We start from the raw sequence: 2,525 nt of genomic DNA, 5'->3' as shown, positions 1-2,525 counted from the left end.
GGATGTCGTTGCACAGGCCCGGGCGGTGCGGGCGGGGTGTGTCCCGCCGTGGCCTTCAGCGCGAGCCACAGCTCCATACGGACGTCGGGGTCGTCCAGCGAACGGCCGAGGATCTCCTCCACGCGGCGCATCCGGTAGCGCAGGGTGTGGCGGTGCACGCCCAGGTCGGCGGCGGCCGCGTCCCACTGGCCGTGGCGCGACAGCCAGGCGCGCAGCGAGTCGACCAGGTCGCCGCGGCCCTTGGCGTCGTGCTCGCGCAGCGCCCGCAGCATGCCGTCGGCGAAGGCCCGTACCGCCTCGTCGGCGAGCAGCGGCAGCAGCGCGCCCACCGCCAGGTCCTCGTGCTCGACCAGGGCACGCCCCCGGCGCCGCGCGACCGACAGCGCCTGCTCCGCCTGCCGGTACGCCGTGCCGGTCGCGATCGGTCCTGAGGGCGCGGACAGCCCGGTGACCACACCCGCCTCCTTGGCCTGGCGGTCCGCGTACCCGGCGGACAGCGCCGCCGCGGCGCCGCCGTCGACGGCGATGACGACGAGCCGCCCGTCGCCGTCGGGCACGACCAGGACCGGTTCGCCCGCATGGGTGGCCGCGCTCTCCAGGGCTTCGGCCAGCAGGTCGAGCGGCGCGTCGCCCGTCGGTTCCGCCGGGGCCTCCTCGGCCTCGGCGACCAGCAGCCGGAAGGGCGCGTCGAGCAGTGCCCCGTACAGGTCGCCCGCGACGGTACGGGCGTGCTCCGACTGCCCCGACAGCAGCATCCGCAGGACAGCGGCGCCGAGGCGCTGCTCCGCCGCGCGCAGGGAGCGGGTGCGCTCGGTGGTGAGCGTGAGGAGGGCGATGGCGGAGTGGACGGCGTACCGGGCGGCGGTGCCCGGGGCGCCCGCGGTGCCCACGGCGAGCACGCCGCCGGCCCGGCGCCCGCTGCCGATGGTCTGGAGTTCGACACGGTCGTCGGCCCCGCCGCCCTCGGCGTCGGGGTCGCCGACGACGGAGCTGGTGTGCGGGCGGCGCTGCGCGAGCCGGGCGGCGTCCGCACCGAGGCGGGCGGCGCGCCGGGCGGCCCAGGAGGGCGCGGCGGCGATGACGCCGCCGGACGGGTCGTACAGCGCGGCCCAGCCGTCGACGTGGGTGGCGAGGCGGGCGAGGAGTTCGGCCGGGCCTTCCGCGAGCGCGGCGCGGGTCAGGTCGCGCTGGGCCTCGAAGCCGTCGGTGACGGCGCGGTACTGGTCGGCCGCGACGGCCTCCGACACGGCCTTGCCGATGGCGATGAACGGCGTGCGGCGGGGCACCGCCAGCAGCGGCAGCCCCTCGGCGCGGGCCGCGTCCACCAGCGCGTCGGGCACATCGTCGTAGTTGACGCCGACCGCGAAGCCGATGCCCGCGATGCCCGCCCCGACGAGCCGCCCGACATAGCGGCGCATCGCGTCGGGGTCGGCGGCGTCCAGGTTGGTGGCGGTCACGAGCAGCAGCTCGCCGCCCTCCATGTAGGGGACGGGGTCCACCAGCTCGCTGGCGTGCACCCAGCGGACAGGCCGGTCGAGCCGGTCCTCCCCGGCGCGCACGGAGAGCTTGAGCGCCGAGTGCTGGACGAGCGAGGCGAGGGTGGGCGGCATGTCCGAATGCTACGGCCTGTATGAAGGCCCTCGCCCGTTTGGGCCAGGATGTATGAACAATCCCGGGACGGACGAACCGGACGCCGCTACGGCGAAGACGCCGGGCGCGGTACGTCCCTCGAACCGCGCGTCTCGCGAACCATGCCCGGCCACGCTCCGGACGACGCGGCGCGGCGCGGCCTGGCAGCTGAGTGCGAGGGCGGAGACGGCGGCTGAGCGGCAAGGGCGGCGGCGGATGCCGGCGCGGTCAGTCCGTCCCCGGGGGCGTCCCGCGGGCGGCCAGCCGCCGCAGGACAGCGCCCAGTGCCAGCAGGAGCAGCCCGCACAGGGCACCGCTCGCGATCACGTCCAGCGGCCAGTGGTAGCCGCGCAGCACCAGCGCCACCGCCGTCGCCACCGTGAGCAGCGCCGCGGCGGGCACCGTCGCGCGGCGGCCCGCGTACGGCAGCAGGACCAGCGCCGCCGTGCCGTAGGCCACCATCGCCGTGGCCGTGTGGCCCGACGGGTAGTAGCCGGTGGCGTCCGTGAGCGGCCCTGGGCGGTCGGTCCAGATCTTGAGCGGGACGACCAGCGCGGGGACCGCGGCCATCGTCAGCGCGCCCGCCAGGACGCTCGCCCTGGCCCCCCGCCACAGCGCCCAGGCCAGGGCCAGGGCGAGTACGGGCAGCGCGACGGGCATGGAGCCGAGGTCGGTGAGGATCGCGGTGACCGGCTTCGGGCCGTGCCCGACGACAGTGCGGTCGAGGCGCTCGTCGAGGCGCAGCAGCGGTCCGCGCGCCAGGACCTGCCAGGTGATCAGCGCGAACAGGACGGCGCACGCGGACGCGGCGGCCAGCCGCAGCCGGGCGGGCGCGGGCAGGGCCGCGACGGAGCGGGGGAACCGGGAAGGAGGGGCCGGCCGTCCCGGAACAGGGG

The 2,525-nt window shown here is 77.1% G+C and carries 2 protein-coding genes; both read right to left on the bottom strand.

Features of this window, described 5'->3' with window-relative positions; genetic code table 11:
• Positions 1–1,610 (bottom strand): PucR family transcriptional regulator (locus LCE31_RS38785; RefSeq protein ID WP_225022927.1); only part of this gene is annotated, 1,610 nt, incomplete at its 3' end.
• Positions 1,611–1,857: 247 nt separating this feature from the next.
• The coding region (locus tag LCE31_RS38780) for a phosphatase PAP2 family protein (RefSeq protein ID WP_374118708.1) at positions 1,858–2,525 on the bottom strand (668 nt) is incomplete at its 5' end.

The organism is Streptomyces sp. 8L (assembly GCF_020176795.1).
Taxonomy (GTDB): domain Bacteria; phylum Actinomycetota; class Actinomycetes; order Streptomycetales; family Streptomycetaceae; genus Streptomyces.
This window is presented reverse-complemented; position numbering and strand designations above follow the sequence as displayed.